A 16,743-nucleotide genomic window follows, 5' to 3' on the forward strand; every position below is an offset into this window, starting at 1 on the left:
GTAACGCGCACGGAGGCGCCCACGCGAGAGGGAACGCATGCCAGAGAACTCCCCCCAGATCACGGCCGAGCAGTTCGCCGTGCAGACCTCTGCGATCCTCGGGTCCGTGGGGAGCGTGATCGACGGCAAGCCGGATGCCGTGCGCAGCGCGCTGGTGTGCCTGCTCGCCGAGGGGCACCTGCTGATCGAGGACGTGCCGGGCGTCGGCAAGACCATGCTGGCCCGCGCGCTGGCCGCGAGCGTCGACGCGACGGTGCGGCGCATCCAGTTCACCCCCGATCTCCTGCCTGGCGACGTCACCGGGGTCTCGGTCTACAACCCGGTCGACCGCGAGTTCGAGTTCAAGCGGGGAGCCGTCTTCGCGCACATCGTCATCGCCGACGAGATCAACCGCTCATCCCCCAAGACGCAGTCGGCGCTCCTCGAGGCGATGGAGGAGGGGCAGGTCACGGTCGACGGCTCGACGCACATGCTCCCCGAGCCGTTCCTCGTGGTGGCGACGCAGAACCCGCTCGAGATGGAGGGCACGTACGCGTTGCCGGAGGCACAGCGGGACCGCTTCATGATGCGCATCTCGATGGGCTATCCGGATGCCGCGGCCGAAGCCCTCATGCTCCGCCAGCGCGACATCGTGAACCCGCTGAGCGGCGTCTCCCCCGTCGCGGATGCCGCGTCGATCGCGCAGCTCATCGCCTTCGCGCGCTCGGTGCACGTGGCGCCTGCGCTCGAGGAGTACACGGTCGCACTCGCCCAGGCGACTCGCGCGGATCCGAACCTCCACCTCGGCGCGAGCCCGCGGGCGACGCTGCAGCTGATCCGCGCCGCGAAGGTGTGGGCGGCGCTCGACGGCCGCGACTACGTGATCCCCGACGACGTCACCGCGCTCATCATCCCGGTCTTCGCGCACCGGCTGCTCCCGGCCCGTGGAGCGCACCGCGCCGGCGCCCAGCCGATCGAAGCAGCACTCGCCCAGATCGTCGAGCGCGTGCGCGTGCCAGTGGCCACACGGTCCTGATCGGCCGCTCATCATGCGACGACGTCGAGCCCTGACCGCACGAGGCGCCGGTGCGCTGCTCGCCGCACTGTGCTGCGTCGTCGTCGCGAACCTCGTCGCCGCGCCGGTCCTGATCTTCATCGGGCTCCTGTTGGCGCTGCTCACCGTGTTCTCGGTGCTCGTGGTGCGGCTCCCCCGGCGCAGCGGCACGGTCTCCAGGCAGATCTCCACCGATCTCCTGACGGTGTCGGAGACCTCGCGCGTGACCGTGCGCTTCGCGCTGCGCTCGATCCGCATCCCGCACGGTCTCTGGCACGATGTGCTCCCGGATGCCGTCTCCGGCGACTCGAGCGGCGAGTACCCGCCGGAGACCGGCCAGCTCAGCTATCTCATCACCGGCGTGCGCCGCGGCGTCTGGCCGATCGGACCGCTGATGCTCCGCACGGTCGACCCGTTCGGCCTCGCGCAGCGCGAGCAGGAATTCGGTGAGCACCGCACCGTGACCGTCGTCCCCGAGATCTTCGCGCTCGCCCCGCTCACGGTGCGGATCGGCGCGGCCGGCGGCACGGCGCACACGTCGTCGACGCGGCTCGGTCAGGGCAGCGACAACCTCTCGCCGCGGCACTACATCTCCGGCGACTCGATGCGGCGCATCCACTGGCGAGCGACCGCGCACCGGGGCGAGCTGATGGTGCGGCAGGAGGAGGAGGAGTCCAGCCCCGACGCGCTGGTGGTGCTCGACCGCAGCAGCGCGCACTGGGATACCCCTGGCGCGCACGAGGACGAGGCGTTCGAAGCGGCCGTCTCGCTGTGCGCGTCGATCGCGGTCCACCTGGCCGACGAGGGCTACGGCGTCGACGTGATCGACAGCGCCGGCGTGCTGCTCGGCACGCTCCGCGGGCACGAGGACGACCGCGACGGACTGCTGGTCGCCCTCGCGATGGTCGGGCCGCGCGGCGACTCTCGCGATGTCGCGACGTTGATCGGCGGCTCTCCTCCAGGACCGCTCGTGTACATCACCGGACGCATCGACGAGGAGGATGCCGCGCTGCTGCGATCGTCCGGCGCCGCGGCGCCGATGCTCTTCGCGACCGAGCCGCTCCCCGGTGCGGCCGCGGCTGCACGGCAGCACGGATGGAGCGTGACGACGCTGGGCGCCGACATCCCCGAGGCCTGGGAGGCGGCGCTGCCGACGCCGGGTGGAGCGACCGATGTTCCGCGCTGAGACGAGGCGACCCGCCCGAGGAGCGGACGAGACCGCTCGCCAGCCGTGGCACCGCGAGCATGAGGAGCCGGACGGCGTCGTGGTTCCTGCCGTGCTCGCAGCCGTGGCCGGACTCGTCGCGATGTGGCCGTTCACCTCGGTGATCAGACCCGGCGCCTGGTCGTTCGTGGTCGTGGCGGTGATCCTCGTGGTCGCGGCGAGCGGGGCGCTGATGCGCTTCCTGCTGCGCCGGCGCCGTGGTTGGGTTCGCGACCTGTCGACCTTTCTCGTCCAGCTGCTCCTCGCGGTCGCGGTCGTCACTCAGCTCGTCGCGGGCGACACCGCGTTCCTCGGACTCTTCCCGACCTCGACGACCGTGTCGGTGTTCGCCTCGCTCACGGCATCCGCGATGGAGGAGATCGTCTTCGGCGCGGCGCCGCTCGCCCCATCGGCCGGCCTCGCGGCGGTCCTCGGGCTGGGATTCGCGCTCGTCGCGCTGCTCCTCGACCAGCTCATCGCGCTCCGTCTCGCCGTGCTCGCGATCGTCCTGACCGGCGTGCTCGGCGCGGTGCCGATGATCGTGACGATGGGCGACGCGAACATCGTCTGGTTCGTGCTCTTCGGCATCCTCGCGCTCGTCCTGTTCGGCTACACCGCGCGTCGGCATCCGATCGCCCCTCGCCGCTCGTCGACCTCGCTCGCGGTGGGTGTCGGCGCCGCCGCGATCGCGGTGACCATGATCGTCGCCCCAGCCCTGCCGGTGTCCTCGACGATCGTCGGCACCGGGGTCGGCACCACGGTCGATGCATCCCTGCGCCTCGGTGACGATCTGCGGCAGCCGAACCCGGTCGAAGTGCTGACCGTCGCGACCGAGGGCGACGTCGCTCCGTACCTGCGCCTGACCACGCTCTCGCAGTTCGACGGCCGCGTCTGGCAGCCGGACCGCGGCGACCTGAACCCGCAGAGCGAGGGCTTCGGCGATCCGGAGTGGGGCGAGCAGATCGCTGCCGAGGAGGAGACGACGTCGGTCAGGGTGCTGCGGATGTCGAGCTCCTGGCTGCCTGTGCCGTATCCGGCGACTCGTGTGCAGGGTGTCTCCGGCGCCTGGCGCGTCATGCCCGAGAACCGCACGCTGGTCTCCAGGAACGCGGATGCCGCTGGCAACGACTACACGGTCACCGCGACGAAGGTGACGCCGACGCTCGAGCAGATCCGTGAGGTCGACGCAGCGCCCCCGGTGGTCGAGGACGACGAGGAGCCGGTCGAGCTCCCCGCCATCATCGGAGAGCTCGCGGCCGAGGTCACGGCCGAGGAGTCGAACGACTACGACCGGCTCGTCGCACTGCAGACCTGGTTCCGCTCGTCGTTCACCTACTCGCTCGAGACGCCGGTCGATGAGGGGTTCGACGGCACCGGCGCCGACGCGGTGGCGCAGTTCCTCGACGTGCGCTCCGGCTACTGCGTGCACTTCGCCGGCGCGTTCGCTCTGATGGCCCAGAGCCTCGACATGCAGACCCGCATCGTGGTCGGCTACCTTCCCGGGTCGCTGACGACCGAGAAGCGCGGAGACGAGTCGATCTTCTCGGTCGACAGCGATCAGCTGCACTCCTGGCCGGAGGTGCTGTTCCCCGGCATCGGCTGGGTGCCGTTCGAGCCGACCGCCTCGCTCGGTGTGCCGACGGCGTTCCAGGCCGCGACCACCACCGGCGGCGGTTCGGCCGGACCGTCGGCGCCCGCGCCCACCACGGCTCCGCAGGCCGAGCAGACCACCGGCCCGGAGATCGATCGCGGCGACGCCGGCGACAACAGCTCCACGAGCGGCGCGCTGCGACAGCTCGACCCGATGCCGGTGGTGTGGAGCATCGCCGGTGTGCTCGCCGTGCTGCTGCTCCCCGCGGCGATCCGCAGGGTCGAGCGCTCGATCCGACTCGGCCGTGCACGTCGGGGGGACGCAGGAGCCGCCTGGGCCGAGATGCGCGACACCATGGTCGACCTGCAGCTGCCGCTGTCCGCAGCGGACACGCCACGGGTGCGAGGAGCCGCACTGGTGACGCAGTACCACGTGGATGCCGAGGCCGTCGGCCAGTTGACGCGCGCCGTCGAGCGCACGAACTATGCGCGCGGAGGATCGGAGGGCGACGACCTGGCCGATCCGCTGCGGGCCGTGCTCGGCGGGATGCAGCGGCACTGCGACCGCATCACGCAGGTGCGCGCACTGCTGCTGCCGCGCTCGCTGTTCATGACCCGCAGCGCGGAGTCCACCTCGCTCGGCTGAGGCCGGCGCGACGCTCAGGCAGCGTGGGCCGCGCAGGCCACGCTGTCGCAGTCGGCGCACACGACGGACTGCACCCGGCACGAGAGGTCAGGGCAGTTCGCGGTGCGCTTGGTCGCGGCTCCGCATCCGACGCATGCTCCGATCACGGCCGTGTGGTCGGAGAAGTCGATCGAGCCGCGCTTGTCGAACACGTAGAGCGAGCCGTCCCAGAGTCCGTCGTCGCCGTACCGCTCGCCGTACCGGACGATACCGCCCTCGAGCTGGTACACCTCGCCGAATCCGCGGGCGGTCATCAGACTCGACAGCACCTCGCAGCGGATGCCGCCGGTGCAGTAGGTCACGACGGGCTTGCCCTTCAGGTCGTCGTACACGCCGGAGTCCAGCAGCTGCACGAAGTCGCGCGTCGTCTCGGTGTCCGGCACCACGGCCCCGCGGAAGCGTCCGATCTGGGCCTCGAGCGAGTTGCGGCCGTCGAAGAAGACGACCTCGTCGCCGCGCTCCCCCACGAGCTCGTGCAGCGCTTCGGGCGTGAGCCTGGTGCCGCCACCGACCACGCCGTGCTCGTCGACGCGGAGTTCGCCCGGCGCCCCGAACGAGACGATCTCGTCGCGCACCTTCACGCTCAGCTTCGGGAAGTCGAGGCTGCGTCCGTCGGCGTCGACCCCGGTGCCCTCACTCCACTTGATGTCGGCGTTCGCGAACGGAGCGTAGGAGCGGAACGACCGCAGCCACTTCTTCACCACCGGCAGATCGCCGCCGAGCGTGCCGTTCACGCCGTCCTTCGAGATGAGGATGCGGCCGCGGAGACCGAGCGCCTCGCCGAGGTCGCGCTGCCAGACACGGACGGCTTCGGGGTCGGCGAGCGGGGCGAAGGCGTAGAAGAGGACGATCTTGGGGGTTGCCACCTGGCGATTTTACGCCGTGGGCGGGCGGAGGATGGTCGGGCGGCCGAGCAGGCGGTCGACGTGCCGGTGGATCGGCGCGACCAGCTCGAGGTGCTCCCCTGCATCCGCACCCGCCAGCAGCGATGCCAGCACGACGAGTTGCGAGAAGACGCCGTCCGCGGTGTCGAGGTCGGCGCGGAAGCGGTGCGCGACCTCCTCCGCGACCTCGGGGACGGTGAGCGCGGTGCCGAGCAGGCGGGCGGCGTCGTAACCACGGGGTGCGAGGACCGCGGGTCCGCGCACGGCGATCACCGGCGGATGGAGCCGGATGCCGCGCCAGTCCAGGTGCCCATGACTCGGCCGCCACTCCCGCGCATCCGTGTCGACGTCGAGCCCGAAGCGCACGGCGATCCGTCGGCACGCGTCGAGCGGCTCGAACGCGCGTCGCGCTGGCTCGACCACCGCGATCGAAGCCAACTCCTGCTCGAGCTCCGACCACCAGGCGGTCGTCACCGTCGGCGCCTCGGTGAGCACCGGCGACCCGGCGAAGACCGGCGCTGCCGCATCTGTCGTCATCTGAGGATGATATGACGATGTGCGAGAGATCTCCACCGGGATCGCCGTGAACTCGGCCCGCGCGCTCCGGGCCGTGGATGACCCCGTCACCCGGCACACGATCGATCGGATAGGATGGACAGGTTGTTCCTTGGTGACGTGTCCGAGCGGCCGAAGGAGCACGCTTGGAAAGCGTGTGTTGTGCAAGCAACCGCGGGTTCGAATCCCGCCGTCACCGCCAAACACGAGAAGAGCCCCCGCTGCAGCGGGGGCTCTTCTCGTCTTCCTGGGTACCGCGGCTTCGCGGAGGAGCGAGCGCTAGTCCCCGAAGCGGATGCCGAAGCTCTGCCCACCGGGCGCGGTCGGCAGGGGAATCATGCCGAGCCGCTCGTAGAACGCGGCGGCGCCGGTGTTGTTCGGGTCCATGCCGAGGTGCAGACCTGAGACGCCGCGACGGGCGAGCTCGTCGAACAACGTGGCGATGAGCGTCCGGCCGAAGCCCTGCCCCTGCGTCTCGGGCAGCAGATCGATGTGCAGGTGCGCCGGGTACTCGGCGGCCAGCGGCTCGGCGCCCGGCGCCCTGGTGTACCCGTAGGTCACCATGTGGTCTTCACGGGTGGTCGGCGTCTCCGGGCGCGGGAAGCGCTCGTGGAACGCGGGCCACCACTCGTCACGGAACCAGGCGTAGAAGGCATCCGTGTCGTCCGTCGCGACGATGTAGCCGATGACCCGCTCGTCGTCCGTCTCGACGACCCACGCGAGATCGGGATGCCGTTCGGCGTAGGGCACCGCGAACAGGTCGCCCCAGAGGGTGTCGTCCGAGAGGATCCCGGTGGCGTCCCCTCCGGCATCCGCTGTCTTCACGCACACCTCGGTCAGGGCGGCACGGTCGGACGGTCGATACGGGCGGATCTGCGACACGGGGACTCCTCGATGAATCGGAGATCTCAGCCTATCGGCGCCTCGACAGCAGCTTCGCGTCGCTGCTGCACCCACGGCAGCAGCCACGCGGCGAGCACCAGTACGACGCCGGCCCCGACGAGCGCGCCGCCGACGGTGTCGCTCGCCCAGTGCACCGAGAGGAAGGTGCGCGAGAGCGCCATCGCGATGATCCAGACGAACCCTGCGACCGCGATCCACACACGCGGGAACAGCACCCATGCGACCACGGCGATCGTCGCCGCATTCGCTGCGTGCCCCGAGGGGAAGGACCCGAAGTCGCTGAGCACCAGCATGTCCTCCGGCCGCGCACGCCCGAACAGGTGCTTGAGGATCTGCACGACCCCGGCGCTCGCGGCGAAGCAGAGTGCCGAGAAGAGGGCGGACCGCCAGCGCCGAGCGAGCAGGAAGGCGAGGATCACGAGCAGCGGGATCGCATAGACCGCGATCCAGCCGCCGCCGACCGCGTTCAGCACCTGGGCGAACGCGATCATGCCGTCGGTGCGCATGCCCGAGACGAGGTCGTTCCACCAGGAATCGAATCCCGGCGTCGTGTCGAAGCCGAAGACGACGGCCGCGCCGATCCCCGTCGCGAGCACGAGGCACGCGACACCCCACCACAGCAGCATCCGTCTGTTCATCGTCCCATCATGGCCGATGAACCCTGTGCACTCAGGGAGTGAGCATGCCGACGGTGCGCGGGCGCACGATCAGCCAGAGCGACAGGAGGCCGATCGTGGCGCAGCCGACCATGACCGAGGCCATGGTCGTGGCGGTGATCCCCGCGTCCTTCGAGATCCATCCGACCACCGGGGAGATGAGACCTGCGACGCCGAAGTTGACCGCGCCGAGCACGGATGCCGCGGTGCCGGCCGCCTTCCCGTGCCGGTCGAGCGCGAGCACCTGCACGTTCGGGAACGTGAACCCGCACGCGGTCATGAAGACGAACAGCGGGATGACGGTGCCCCAGAGTCCGAGCCCGAGCTGATCCGTGACGACGATCGCGATGCCGGCGAGCAGCAGCACGGCGGTCGAGTACGCCATGACCCACTGCGGGCCGAAGCGCGCGGCCAGCCGGGATGCGGTCTGCACGCCGAGCACGACGCCGAGCGAGTTCACGGCGAACAGCAGACCGTACTGCTGGGCGTCGAGTCCATGCGTCTGCTGGAACAGGAACGGCGATGCCGAGAGGTAGGAGAAGAGGCCGGAGAAGGTCATGCCGCCGATGATCAGCACGCCGATGAACACCCGGTCGGAGAACACCGAGCGGTAGCGCTGCAGCACGGTCGCACCGCCGCGCTCACCGCGCCGCGCGACCGGCAGGGTCTCCGGGATGACGAGCACGGTCGAGAGCAGCATCAGCACCCCGTACGCCGCGAGCACCACGAAGATGCCGCGCCACGGCATGAGGGTGAGCAGCCAGGAGCCGATCAGCGGAGCGATCACCGGAGCGACGCCGGAGACCAGGGCCAGTCGGGACAGCATCACGACCAGACGACGACCGCCGAAGAGATCGCGGACGATCGCCATCGCGACGACACCGCCGGCCGCGGCACCGACGCCCATCATCACCCTGGCGACGCTGAGCAGCTCGAGCGTCGGCGCGAAGGCCGCTGCGACGCTCGCGAGCACATGGAGCGCAGTGACCACGATCAGCGGGATCCGGCGGCCGACCTTGTCGCTCAGCGGGCCCACGACGAGCTGACCGATCGCGAAGCCGATCATGGTGCCGGTGAGCGTCAGCTGGATCGCGGCGGCCGTCGTCTCGAAGTCCGCCTCCAGCACCGGGAACGCCGGCAGGTAGAGGTCGATCGTGAACGGCCCGAGTGCCGTGAGGGCGCCGAGCAGCACGATGTAGAGCACGCGGCGGCGGTTCGGGATCGCGTCGCCCGGATGCAGCATGATCGGCGCGGTCGCCGGGTTCGACCCGAGCGTGCGGATCGCGCCGGTCGCCGAGGAAACGCGAATGCTGCCGGTGGCGGTGCGCTCGGTCGGCGCGACCGTCGGGATGGAGTCGGTACTGGGGGCGTCGCTGCGAGGAGCGTCGGACACGGAGGTCCTTCCGGAATTCAGGGGGCGTGCTCGAATCGATTCGAGCAGGGGGAAAGAACCCATGCTACCGCCGCCCCGCGCTTCGCGCCCGCGGAGACCGTCAGTCTGCGATGCGCGCGAGCCCCTGCTCGAGGTCGGCGAGCAGGTCGGAGACGTCCTCGATGCCGACCGAGAGCCGCACGATGTTCTCCGGCACCGCGAGCGGCGTGCCCCGCACCGAGGCGTGCGTCATGTCCGGCGGGTAGCCGATCAGCGACTCGACGCCGCCGAGCGACTCCGCCAGCTGGAACAGCTCGGTCGACTCCGCGAAGGCACGGGCAGCATCCGCGCCGCCGACGAGCGCGAACGACAGCATCCCGCCGAATCCGCTCATCTGCTTCGCAGCGATCTCGTGACCTGCGTGCGATGCGAGGCCCGGGTAGAACACGTTCTCGAACTCGGGGCGAGCAGCCGCCCACTCGGCGATCGCCTGCGCGTTCTCGGAATGCTGGCGCATCCGGATCGCGAGCGTCTTGATGCCGCGCGTGGTGAGCCAGGCGTCGAGCGGGGCCGAGACCGCGCCGACCGCGAACTGCTGGAACTTGACCTGGTCGTAGAAGCGGTCGTCGCGGAAGACCACGGCGCCGCCGAGCACGTCGGAGTGTCCGCCGAGGTACTTGGTCGTGGAGTGCACGACGAGGTCGGCTCCGAGCGAGAGCGGCTGCTGCAGGGCCGGCGATGCGAAGGTGTTGTCGACGACGACGATCGCGCCCGCCGTGTGCGCGATCTCGGCGATCACGGCGATGTCGACGACCTTGAGCAGCGGGTTGCTCGGGGTCTCGAGCCAGACGATCTTCGTCGTCGGACGGATCGCATCGCGGATCGCGTCGAGGTCGCCGAGCTCGACCGTGGTGGTCTCGACACCCCAGGGTGCGAGCACCTTGGTGAGCAGGCGGTACGTGCCGCCGTAGGCGTCGTTCCCGAGCAGGACGTGATCTCCCGGCTTCAGGATGCCGCGCAGCAGCGCATCCTCAGCGGCGAGACCGGAGGCGAAGGAGAGGGCGTCGGTGCCGCCTTCGAGCGCCGCGATCTGCGTCTGGAGCGAGGACCGGGTCGGGTTGCCGGCACGGTTGTACTCGTAGCCATCGCGGAAACCGCCGATGCCGTCCTGCACGTGCGTCGATGCCTGGTAGATCGGCGGGATGATCGCCCCGGTGATCGGGTCGGGCGCTTGGCCCGCGTGGATGGCTCGGGTGGCGAAAGCATGCTCGGACATGATCCCCAGCCTACGTCCGAGCTCTCGGGGGTGGCCGCGCCTGTTACGTCGCGCGTCCACCGAGGTGCGTCGCCGCCCGCGGGCGGGTCAGCGCGAGAGGTAGGCGAGCAGGTCCTGACGGGTGAGGACGGTGTGCGGCTTGCCGCCCTCGGTCACCAGCAGCGCATCAGCGTCGGCCAGCGCCGCGCGTGCCTGCGCGATCGAGGCATGGATGCCGATCAGCGGCAGCCGCTCCCCCGTGTGCTCGCCCACGGCATCCGTCGGCTTGGCCTCACCGCGGAAGAGCAGGTCGAGCAGGTGCTTCTCGTCGACCGTGCCGACGACCTCGCCCATCATGACCGGCGGCTCAGCGCTCAGCACGACGAGCTGCGAGACCTCGTACTCGGTCATCATCCCGATGGCCTCGAGCACCGTGTCGGTCGGGTGGGCATGCACCAGATCCGGGATGATGCCGGAGCTCGGTCCCTGCTGCCCCGTCACGCCGCCCTGAGCCCCGGACGCGGGCCCCTGAGCCCCGGTCACGCCCCCCTGAGCCCCGGACGCAGACCCCTGAGCCCCGGACCTGGGTCCCTGAGCCTGTCGAAGGGCCCTCGCCTCGAGCACATCAGCGACGGTCTCCCCGTCTTCGACCTCGCTGAATCCGTACGACCGCATCCAGCCGTCGTTGAAGATCTTGCTGAGGTAGCCACGGCCGCCGTCAGGCAGCAGCACGACCATCACGGCGTCCGCCGGCAGGTCACGCGCGATGCGCAGTGCGCCGACCACCGCCATGCCGCTGGATCCGCCGACCAGGATGCCCTCCTCGCGGGCGAGGCGTCGTGTCATCGCGAAGGACTCCGCGTCGCCGACCGCCACGATCTCGTGCGGCACCGTCGGATCGTAGGAGCCGGGCCAGATGTCCTCGCCGACGCCCTCCACGAGGTAGGGGCGCCCGGTGCCGCCGCTGTAGACGCTGCCCTCCGGGTCGATCCCGACGATGCGCACCCGGCCGTCCGAGACCTCGCGCAGGAAGCGACCGGTGCCGGTGATCGTGCCGCCGGTGCCGACGCCGGCGACGAAGTGCGTGATCGTCCCGTCGGTGTCCCGCCAGATCTCCGGACCCGTCGTCTCGTAGTGGCTGCGCGGTCCGTTCGGGTTGTCGTACTGGTTCGGCTTGAACGCGCCGGGGATCTCCGTCACGAGCCGATCGCTCACGCTGTAGTACGACTCCGGGCTGTCCGGTGCGACCGAGGTCGGGGTCATGACCACCTCGGCGCCGTAGGCGCGCAGCACGTCGATCTTGTCGTCGCCGACCTTGTCCGGCACGACGAAGACGCACTGGTATCCGCGCTGCTGCGCGACGAGGGCGAGTCCGACGCCGGTGTTCCCGCTGGTCGGCTCGACGATCGTGCCACCGGGCTTCAGGGCGCCGGAGGCCTCGGCAGCATCGATGATGCGCGAGGCGATGCGGTCCTTCGAGGAGCCGCCGGGGTTCAGGTACTCCAGCTTCACGAGCACCGTGCACTCGACGCCCTCGGTGACGTGCTGGAGCTTCACGAGGGGCGTGTCGCCGATCAGGTCGACGATCGAGTCTGCGTACTTCATGGTCTCAGGGTACGTGGACGGATGCCGCGGCGGGCATGTGTTGCGCCCGCCGCGGCATCCGTCCTCTCCGAATCCGTCATGACTCGTGACCCAGCACTGGGTCCCTGAGCCTGTCGAAGGGTCAGCCCTTCGTCGACCCGGCCAGCAGCCCTCGCACGAAGTACCGCTGCAGCGCGAAGAACACGATCAGCGGGATGATGATCGACACGAACGCTCCGGCTGTCAGCAGGTACCAGTCGTTTCCTCGCGTTCCGGTGATCTCGGCCAGCAGCTTCGTGATCGGCGCTGCCGCTCCGTCCGCGAAGACGAGGGCGACGAGCAGGTCGTTCCAGACCCAGAGGAACTGGAAGATCGCGACCGAGGCGATCGCCGGCATGGTCAGCGGCAGCACGATCCGGAAGAAGATCTGTCCGCGCGATGCACCGTCGACCCGGGCGGCCTCGATGATCTCGCCCGGGATCTCCGACATGAAGTTGTGCAGCAGGTAGATCGCCAGCGGCAGCGCGAACATCGAGTGCGCGATCCACACCTGGGCGTAGCCCTGCGAGGCGTCGAGCGGCAGCGTGACCTGCAACCCGAACAGATTGATGCCTCGGGAGAACGAGCTCAGCAGCGGTACCAGTGCCATCTGGATCGGCACGATCTGCAGCGCGAACACGAAGATGAACAGCGCGTTGCGCCCCTTGAAGTCGATCCACGCGAAGGCGTAGGCGGCCATCGCGGCGATCATCAGCGGGATCACGGTCGCGGGGATCGTGATCGCGATCGAGTTGACGAACGACTCGAGGATCGTGAGCTGCGTCGTGCCGGACTGCAGCACATCGACGTAGTTCTCGATGGTCACCTGCGGGTTGGCGAAGAACTCCCACCATCCGCTGGACTGGATCTGGTCGCGCGGTCGGAACGACGAGATGAACAGACCGAGCGTCGGGATCGTCCAGAGCACCGCGATGATGATCGAGCCGACGGATGCCCAGGGCCGCGACAGCTTCTTGCGCGCACGTCCGGCAGCGCCGTCCAGGCCGCCTCCGGTCGTGATCGCGCGCGTGGAGGTCGGAGTCTCTGTCTTCAGGGTGTCGCTCATCATCGCACCTCCCGCTGCTTCTTGATCTGTCTGGCGTTGTAGATGACGATCGGCAGCACCAGGATGAACAGGATGACCGACAGCGCGGCGCTCCGTCCTGCCTCGAACTTCGAGAACTGCGTGTACATCTCGTTCGCCAGCACGGAGGTGCCGTAGTTCCCGGCGGTCATCGTGCGGACGATGTCGAACACCTTCAGCGAGGCGATCGAGATGGTCGTGAGCACCACGATCAGCGCGGGACGGATGGCCGGGATGGTCACCGAGCGGAACCGCTGCCAGGCGTTCGCTCCATCGAGCTCCGCAGCTTCGAGCAGCTCGGCGGGGACGCCCTTGATGGAGGCGGAGAGCACCACCATCGCGAAACCGGTCTGCACCCAGATCAGCACCACGATCAGGAACAGGTTGTTCCACGGCTCGTTCAGCAGCCACTGCTGCGGCGTGCCGCCGAACCAGACCAGGATCTGGTTGAGCAGACCGATCTGCTTGAAGTCGCTGCCGCGGTACTCGTACATGAATCGCCAGATGATGCTGGCGCCGACGAACGAGATCGCCATCGGCATGAAGACGAGGACCTTGTAGATCTTCTCGCCGCGGGTGCGGTCGATGAAGACGGCGTAGGCCAGGCCGACGATCGTCGACACCGTCGGCACGAGCAGCACCCAGATGATCGAGTTGACCACCGAGGTGATCCCGTCGGACTGCGTGAAGATCCAGGTGTAGTTGGCGAACCCGACGAAGTCTTTGCCGGACGAGTTCAGGAACGATGAGTACATCGTCTGGATCGACGGGAGGATGAGCCCGACGAGCAGCAGGAGCAGCGCCGGTGCCATGAAGGCGACCAGCTGGATCAGGTATCCGGCGCCATCGCGGGATCGATAGTCCAGGAAGAAGAAGACCGCGCCGACGAGGACGGCAACTCCCATGGCCCAGTAATAGGAGCTGAAGAAGAACATCACGGCGAGCGGGATGAGCAGGCACATCGCCAGCCGCACCCAGGTGTAGATCGGCCCTCTGCGCGGAGCGACGTCCACGAGGAGCAGAATGACGGCCACGACCACCGCGAATGCGATGACCACGACCACGGCCTGAAGGATCGGGGGAAGCGTCCCGATCCATTGGAAGAATGCTGTCGCGTTCACGGAATCCCCTTCATGACGCGGTTCGGATCACGCCCGCACATCAGTGTGCGGACGAACGGGAGAAGGAGGGCCGCCCCGCGGGGGCGGCCCTCCTCATCCGATCAGCTGGACGGCCAGCCGGTCTCGATCTGCGTCAGGACCTCGTCGGTCGAGGTGCCGTTGACCCAGGCGACGATGCCCTTCCAGAAGGTTCCGGCGCCGACGGCACCGGGCATCAGGTCGGATGCGTCGAAGCGGAACGTGGTGTCCGGGTCCTGCAGGATCTTGATGGTCTCCTGGAGGATCGGGTCCTTGGCGTTCGCCGGGTCGAGCCCGTTGTTCGCGGACGTCACGCCGCCGAGGCTGACGCGGCTGTTCGCCCACTCGGGGCTGGACAGGTAGGCGAGCACCTTCTGCGTGGCCTCGGACTCGCTGAACGCGCCGACGATCTCGCCTGCGCCGGTCACGGCCTTGTCGTCCGCGCTCTCGCCCGGGAGCATGAACGCCCAGACGTCGCCGTCCTCGGCGACCTTCGTGCCCTCGGGGAAGAACCCGGAGAGGAACGATGCCTGGTGGGTCAGGGCGCAGTCGCCCTTCGCCAGAGCCGGAGCCACGTCACCGAACGCCGTCGAGTTGATCGAGCGCACGTCGCCGAAGCCGGCGTTGACGTTCGCCGGGTTCAGCAGGATCGCGCCGACCGAGTCGAAGGCCGTCTTGATCTGCGGGTCGGTGAACGGGATCTCGTTCGTGACCCACTGGTCGTAGACGTCGGGACCGGCCTGGCGGAGGACGTAATCCTCGACCCAGTCCGTTCCAGGCCATCCGGTCGCGGTGCCGGACTCGAATCCTGCGCACCATGCCGGCGTGCCGGTGGTGGCCTGGATCTTCTCCGTCAGTGCCGTCATCTCGTCGAGCGTGGTCGGAACCTCGACGCCCCACTCGGCGAACTTCGCCGGCGAGTACCAGATCCAGCCCTTGACGTTGGCCATCAGCGGTGCGCCGTAGAAGGTGTCATCGACCGTGCCGTAGTTGACCCAGTCCTCGGTCCAGTACTCGTTCGCGTTCTTCTCGACCTCTTCGGGCGCCGGCTTCAGGAAGTCGCGCTTGGCGAAGTCCGCGAACAGACCGGGCTGCGGGAAGATCGCGATGTCGGGCGGGTTGCCGCCCTGGGCGCGCGTGCCGAGCTGCGTCTCGAAGTCCTGGCTGCCCTCGTACTTGATCGTGATGCCGTTCTCGTCGGCCCAGTCCTTCCAGGACTCCTGGAGGAGCTTCGCCTCGTCATCGACGATCGTGCCGTAGATGGTGACCGTGGCGTCGTCACCTCCGCCGGAGCCGCCGCCGGGAGCACCGCCCGGCGCACCGCAACCTGCGAGCGCGATGCCCGCGACCCCCAGCAGAGCGATCGGCGCATACCGCCTGGAACGCTGCGAAAGACCCATGTGATTCTCCTCTTCGAGTTCACGGCCCCTACCTCCTCCGACGCCACCCCCGGCGCGGATCGGGAACCGATTCCAGGCAAACCTACTTGGCCCTCACGCCCCCGCACAATAAGCAAACATCACAAGCTCGCAACCTTTCACACGCATGGACCTCGAGTGTTGGGAGCGCTCTCAGGATTCGACTGTGGAACCGGTTCCTTTTTCGACGTCGAAGAGCTACGCTGACTCCGCGTGCCGCTGCGGTGGCAACGCAGACGTGCATGCGCAGGCCAGGTCGAGGAGGACCGATGAGCACGATCGCGGATGTCGCCGAGCGCGCCGGCGTGTCGAAGGCCACCGCCAGCCGCGCGCTGACGGGACGCGGCTACGTCGCCGAGGCGACGAGGCGTCGCGTGGAGGATGCGGCTGACGCCCTCGACTACATCGCGCACTCCTCGGCGACGAGCCTCGCCACCGGACGCACGCAGACCGTCGGCATCGTGATGCCGCCGGTGGACCGATGGTTCTTCGCCGAGCTGCTCGCCGGGATCCAGGAGTCGCTGTTCGCCCTCGACTACGACCTGTCGCTCTACGGCGTGCCGGAGCGGTCATCGACGAGGGAGCGCCTGTTCGAGAGCGTGCTCCCCCGCCGTCGCTTCGACGGCATCATCGCCGTCGGCATCCAGCCGAGCGCGCTCGAACTCGAGCAGCTGCAGCGAACCGGCCGGCCGCTCGTGAGCGTCGGGCCCTACAGCGAGGGCTCGAGCTCGGTGTCGATCGACGACACCGCTGCGGCTCGGATCGCCACGGAGCATCTCATCGAGCTCGGCCATGCGGACATCGCCTTCGTCGGCGGGCAGACGGATGCCGCGGACCTGAGCTTCGGTGACGCTCGACGCCTCGACGGATACCGTGGCGCGCTCGAGTCGGCTGGTCTGGCGGCGAACATCCGCGTGGTGGGTGCCACGCCGACCATGCCTGGCGGCTACACCGCGGCCGCCGGGATGCTCGGCGACCGCCGCAATCGTCCCACCGCGATCGTCGGAGTGTGCGACGAGGCGGCCATCGGGGCGGTGATCGCAGCACGACGGCTCGGCATCGCCGTCCCGTCGGAGCTCAGCGTCGTCGGCATCGACGACCACGAGCACGCGGAGATGTTCGCCCTGACCACGATCGGACAGTCCCCGCGCGAGCAGGGCCATGAGGCCGTTCGTCTGCTGACGGAGCAGATGGCGGACGCGGATGCTCCGCTCGAGCACGTCTCGGCGGCATCCGCGCTCGTGGTGCGCAGTTCGACCGCCGCACCGCGCTGAACCCGCGGAGGGCCACTCCCGGAAACGCACGAAGGCCCCGGGCGAACCCGGGGCCTTCGATGAAGCGT

Annotated in this window: 14 protein-coding genes and 1 tRNA gene; 5 read left to right on the forward strand and 10 right to left on the reverse strand. The window is 69.1% G+C overall.

Going from position 1 to position 16,743, the window contains the following annotated elements; all coding sequences use genetic code 11:
- Positions 1-37 precede the first annotated feature (37 nt).
- From V7Z82_RS08540 to V7Z82_RS08550, 3 genes are read left to right on the forward strand one after another with little or no spacing between them, the layout of a single operon-like run.
- A complete protein-coding gene (locus tag V7Z82_RS08540; protein WP_334150110.1) occupies positions 38-1,015 on the forward strand; it encodes an AAA family ATPase in 978 nt (325 codons plus the stop codon).
- A gap of 13 nt (positions 1,016-1,028) precedes the next feature.
- Positions 1,029-2,219 carry a DUF58 domain-containing protein gene (locus V7Z82_RS08545; protein ID WP_334150112.1) on the forward strand — a complete coding sequence of 397 codons (1,191 nt, stop codon included), beginning with the start codon at positions 1,029-1,031 and terminating at the stop codon, positions 2,217-2,219.
- Complete coding sequence (locus tag V7Z82_RS08550; RefSeq protein ID WP_334150113.1) at positions 2,206-4,473, forward strand: transglutaminase family protein; 2,268 nt, start codon at positions 2,206-2,208, stop codon at positions 4,471-4,473. Before V7Z82_RS08545 ends, V7Z82_RS08550 begins: the two co-directional genes overlap by 14 nt.
- 14 nt (positions 4,474-4,487) lie before the next feature.
- Here the strand turns inward: V7Z82_RS08550 and trhO are convergent, their stop codons facing one another.
- Together trhO and V7Z82_RS08560 are read right to left on the reverse strand one after the other, a co-directional pair.
- The gene (gene trhO, locus V7Z82_RS08555; RefSeq protein WP_334150115.1) at positions 4,488-5,378 is read right to left on the reverse strand and encodes an oxygen-dependent tRNA uridine(34) hydroxylase TrhO; all 891 of its coding nucleotides are present in this window, start codon (positions 5,376-5,378) and stop codon (positions 4,488-4,490) included.
- Positions 5,379-5,387: 9 nt separating this feature from the next.
- On the reverse strand, positions 5,388-5,933 hold the full coding sequence (locus V7Z82_RS08560) for a hypothetical protein (protein ID WP_334150117.1): 546 nt from the start codon (positions 5,931-5,933) through the stop codon (positions 5,388-5,390).
- Positions 5,934-6,065: 132 nt separating this feature from the next.
- On the opposite strand from V7Z82_RS08560, the gene V7Z82_RS08565 reads away from it, so the two are divergent.
- Positions 6,066-6,153 (forward strand) — tRNA-Ser (locus tag V7Z82_RS08565).
- Between the two features lie 77 nt (positions 6,154-6,230).
- Here the strand turns inward: V7Z82_RS08565 and V7Z82_RS08570 are convergent.
- The 8 genes from V7Z82_RS08570 to V7Z82_RS08605 all read right to left on the reverse strand — a co-directional run bounded on the left by V7Z82_RS08570 (position 6,231) and on the right by V7Z82_RS08605 (position 15,383).
- Positions 6,231-6,833, reverse strand: a complete 603-nt coding sequence (locus tag V7Z82_RS08570; protein ID WP_334150120.1) for a GNAT family N-acetyltransferase — start codon at positions 6,831-6,833, stop codon at positions 6,231-6,233.
- A 26-nt stretch (positions 6,834-6,859) separates the two neighbouring features.
- Positions 6,860-7,492, reverse strand: coding sequence for a phosphatase PAP2 family protein (locus tag V7Z82_RS08575; protein ID WP_334150122.1), 633 nt, complete (start codon positions 7,490-7,492; stop codon positions 6,860-6,862).
- A gap of 31 nt (positions 7,493-7,523) precedes the next feature.
- Positions 7,524-8,903 carry a multidrug effflux MFS transporter gene (locus V7Z82_RS08580; protein WP_442927602.1) on the reverse strand — a complete coding sequence of 460 codons (1,380 nt, stop codon included), beginning with the start codon at positions 8,901-8,903 and terminating at the stop codon, positions 7,524-7,526.
- A 100-nt stretch (positions 8,904-9,003) separates the two neighbouring features.
- Positions 9,004-10,158 carry a cystathionine gamma-synthase gene (locus V7Z82_RS08585; protein WP_334150124.1) on the reverse strand — a complete coding sequence of 385 codons (1,155 nt, stop codon included), beginning with the start codon at positions 10,156-10,158 and terminating at the stop codon, positions 9,004-9,006.
- 87 nt (positions 10,159-10,245) lie between these two features.
- Positions 10,246-11,742, reverse strand: coding sequence for a cystathionine beta-synthase (locus tag V7Z82_RS08590; protein WP_334150126.1), 1,497 nt, complete (start codon positions 11,740-11,742; stop codon positions 10,246-10,248).
- 121 nt (positions 11,743-11,863) lie between these two features.
- Positions 11,864-12,826: a carbohydrate ABC transporter permease gene (locus V7Z82_RS08595; RefSeq protein WP_334150128.1), complete on the reverse strand. Its 963-nt coding sequence runs from the start codon at positions 12,824-12,826 to the stop codon at positions 11,864-11,866.
- On the reverse strand, positions 12,826-13,965 hold the full coding sequence (locus V7Z82_RS08600) for a carbohydrate ABC transporter permease (RefSeq protein WP_334150130.1): 1,140 nt from the start codon (positions 13,963-13,965) through the stop codon (positions 12,826-12,828). Before V7Z82_RS08600 ends, V7Z82_RS08595 begins: the two co-directional genes overlap by 1 nt.
- A 101-nt stretch (positions 13,966-14,066) precedes the next feature.
- Positions 14,067-15,383 (reverse strand): ABC transporter substrate-binding protein, encoded by a 1,317-nt coding sequence (locus V7Z82_RS08605; protein WP_334150132.1) that lies wholly within the window; start codon positions 15,381-15,383, stop codon positions 14,067-14,069.
- A gap of 287 nt (positions 15,384-15,670) precedes the next feature.
- On the opposite strand from V7Z82_RS08605, the gene V7Z82_RS08610 reads away from it, so the two are divergent.
- Positions 15,671-16,675, forward strand: coding sequence for a LacI family DNA-binding transcriptional regulator (locus V7Z82_RS08610; protein WP_334150134.1), 1,005 nt, complete (start codon positions 15,671-15,673; stop codon positions 16,673-16,675).
- Positions 16,676-16,743 lie beyond the last annotated feature (68 nt).

Source organism: Microbacterium sp. (assembly GCF_036823965.1).
GTDB lineage: Bacteria > Actinomycetota > Actinomycetes > Actinomycetales > Microbacteriaceae > Microbacterium.